This window comes from Mesorhizobium kowhaii (genome assembly GCF_042431665.1).
Lineage (GTDB): Bacteria > Pseudomonadota > Alphaproteobacteria > Rhizobiales > Rhizobiaceae > Mesorhizobium > Mesorhizobium kowhaii.
The window spans coordinates 1-3,129 of sequence record NZ_JBHLYT010000129.1; the positions used below are offsets into that span (position 1 = coordinate 1).

General features: G+C 58.8%; 2 protein-coding genes and 2 pseudogenes. 2 read left to right on the forward strand and 2 right to left on the reverse strand.

Features of this window, described 5'->3' with window-relative positions:
* Positions 1-102 precede the first annotated feature (102 nt).
* Positions 103-504 (forward strand): annotated as a pseudogene (locus tag ACFFNA_RS35940) (DDE-type integrase/transposase/recombinase); the annotation flags it as partial.
* Positions 505-542: 38 nt separating this feature from the next.
* Here the strand turns inward: ACFFNA_RS35940 and tnpA are convergent.
* Positions 543-956 carry an IS66-like element accessory protein TnpA gene (gene tnpA, locus ACFFNA_RS35945; protein WP_378924707.1) on the reverse strand — a complete coding sequence of 138 codons (414 nt, stop codon included), beginning with the start codon at positions 954-956 and terminating at the stop codon, positions 543-545.
* 1,037 nt (positions 957-1,993) lie between these two features.
* Here tnpA and ectA point away from each other — a divergent pair.
* Positions 1,994-2,557 (forward strand): diaminobutyrate acetyltransferase, encoded by a 564-nt coding sequence (gene ectA, locus ACFFNA_RS35950; RefSeq protein WP_378924709.1) that lies wholly within the window; start codon positions 1,994-1,996, stop codon positions 2,555-2,557.
* Between the two features lie 44 nt (positions 2,558-2,601).
* Here ectA and ACFFNA_RS35955 read toward each other — a convergent pair.
* Positions 2,602-2,808: pseudogene (locus ACFFNA_RS35955) on the reverse strand (transposase); the annotation flags it as partial.
* Positions 2,809-3,129 lie beyond the last annotated feature (321 nt).

Sequence of the window (3,129 nt, forward strand, 5' to 3'; positions counted from 1 at the left end):
CACGGATCGATCAAAATGGCGGCCCTTGAACATGACAAACTCCCGGAAAGCAGGAGCAGCCGTCATGCAGCAATGACCTTTCCGAAAAGTTTGCGACGGAACCTGATCCAGAGCCGCCGGAACAGAAGGCGGCCTTGAAGCTGATGCGAAAGCTGCTGAAAGGGCAAGGCATCACGCCGCGCGTCATGATCACCGACAAGCTCAGATCCTACGATGCCGCCAAAAGGGAAATCATGCCAGGTGTCGAGCATCGATCGCATAAGGGGCTGAATAACCGAGCGGAGAATTCTCATCTGGCAGTTCGACGGCGAGAACGCGAGAACGACGTATGATCCTATGATCCGGTTCAAGTCGGCACGACAATGCCAGCGCTTCGTTTCCATCCATGGCCCGATCGCCAACCTCTTCAATCTTCACCGGAAACATCTGATAGCCGCCGATCCGCGACATTCGAGCCGCCGCTATGGCGTCTGGAGGCAAATCGCTTTGTCGACAGCCGCGTGAAGAGGCCACATCGGGGGGCATCCCGTGCCCAACCCAAGTTAAGGCGACGCCACCCCTTCCTCATATCGGTGTGGCCCATCGACAGCCACACCCGCGCGCCCGACGGGATCACCGCAGTGCCTTACCACTGCCGTAACCAGCGTGGGCGTCGCTCCCGCAAAGATGCTCACCCGGCCGCCCTTTACCAGCTCCACGACAATAGCCGGCCGGTGCTCCAGTGGATGGCCGACGTCTTCATCCACAACCACCGCCTCAGTAAGGCACGGGTCCGGGACGCGTTCGCGCAGCTTGCGATGCCATGTGTAGATCAGCGCCGTCGAAACGTCATGCCGCTGCGCCACCTGCGTCACACAGGCTCCGGGCGAAAACGCCTCCTCCAAAATCTGGCGCCGTTCCTCCTCGTTCCACCGCCGCCGACGTTCGGGGCCCGTGAGCAACGTGATCTGACCCATCAACTGCTCCTAAGTGCGCTCATAAGAGCACGCTTAAGACCACTCGTTCATCACCCGAACAAGGCGCGACACGCCGGACGGATACTCTACGGCTTCGGCGCGGGGCTCATTTACTCTTACGAGCAGGATCCAACTCAATTCGGGCACTGCCGGCTTCCGTGTCGAAGCCGGCGCAAAGCTGTCCCACGAAGAGTCCGAAGTAGGTCCGTGTCCATTTCCCTGGAAAATGCTCGGTAACCGACAAAGACCGTTCGGTTTGTCTCGTCCGCGACGCAGCTTGTGGTTCAGGCAACCAGGGTAGCCCACTCCTTTAAGTTAAGTCGTTAAACAATATTCAGAAGCTATGGGGAAGATGGCACGATTATTGAAACCTATTCGTCGCAGGCAGAAGGAACTGCCATGTCGTGAGGCGAGCGTCGCCTTGGATCGCCCCTACCAGTCGCCTTTCAACTAATCATATGCGGACTAAGCACATGGACCACGTAATTGATAGATCCGATCGCCAATGCTCCCCGGTAAGGCTCGGATTAGGTGGCGAAAAGCTGACTACCCGGGATGATGGAGCGGAGCTTGGCGGGCGCTCACTAGACAAGTCGTGTAGACGCAGACGTTTTGCTCAACTTCAGGCCCCTATTCGCAGCGAGCTTCGACACCCTTCAGCGCCACTGGGGTTGGCCTACTTGGCTTCAACGCGCCTCTTGGTCAATCGGCCGTGAATGACCTGAGCGACCTTGACGCTTTTGAGGCCGAAGGAACGCTTGTCTCGGTTGCTATACGGACACCTTCGTCAAGGGACCGATACCAGAAGTGGGCGTGCGGACAAAAACGATTCTCGCTCCGGAACTTGCCTGGAAACCGTGTCCTAGAAACAAATACCCAAAAATCAAATTGCCGGAACGAGAATCGAACCCTCAGGGGGAGGATTGCGCCGTGTCCGACCTGGGCGTACCGGCGTCTCAGTACCAGTTGCTCCAAAGTGTTTAGCAAATGCGGAAGGTCCGGGACAAAAGACCATAGGTTCTCCTGGAGGACTGTGGATGGCCGGTGACAGACAAGGCCGATCCGACGGTAAGTCGGAGCGGGTGACATTCCGAAAGCCGACGTGCAATCATGCAGCCGATGTTTGGGCTCTCATCGAGCTCTGCCCGCAACTAGCCCGCAACTCGCTTTACTGCGAACTCCTGCTTTGCACTCATTTCGCAGACACTTGCGCAGTCGCGGAGCGAGCTGGGGAGGTGGTTGGCTGGCTGTCGGCATATCGACCGCCTAGCGAGCCCTCCACGCTCTTCGTGTGGCAGATTGCTGTGCATCCTGCGGTGCGCAATACAGGGGTGGGCAAGGGACTGATCGTCTCAGCCTTGACCAGGCCGTGTTGCAAGAGCGTGAAGCACATCAAGGCCACTGTCGCGCTCACCAACAATGCTTCCAATTCCCTCTTTGCTACTCTGGCTCGGGACCTGGGCGCGCCGATCCGGCAGGCTCTCTGTTTCGACCGTGACGACCATTTTAAGGGACAGTATGAAAGCGAGTCCGTGATAGCGATTGGCCCCATCAAACTGCGCTCGAAGCCCCTGCGGATCGTGCCCACTGGAGTGGTGTAGCTGACGGCATTGGTCGCCGTGCTCTCCGGCATGGGCCGGAATGATCAGCGCGCCACTGCCGGCAGGCTGATGAGAGGATCATCGCTCATCTGGCTGATGGTCTCAAGCGTCATGTAGCGGGCCCGCTGCACGGCCCATTCATCGTTCTGTTCGAGCAGCAAGGCGCCGACGAGGCGAACGATGGCGTCGTCATTGGGGAAGATGCCGACGACCTCGGTCCTGCGCTTGATCTCGCCGTTGAGTGTCTGAATCAGAATGACCGTCGTGTTTTCATGCCCTTTGCGAGCCTTCGGGTGAGCATGCCGTCTCGGTCATTGCTCACCTCCCGATCTCGTCATCGCTTTCGTCACCTTCGATGAGGGGTCCGCTCGACGCTTCTGCCGTTGCTTCGTGCGCCGTATCGTCGGCACAAGATGGGCGTAGGCCTCGAGCAGATGTTGGGGGCCGGTTCTTGTCGCTTCGAACGACACCTGCATGCGCAGCACAGGGCGATCCTTGCGCCGGACCATGTGCGCCTCCATCGGCCGGCTCGCAGCTCGGCCGTCGATGGCGCATTAAATCCCCAGTTGGCT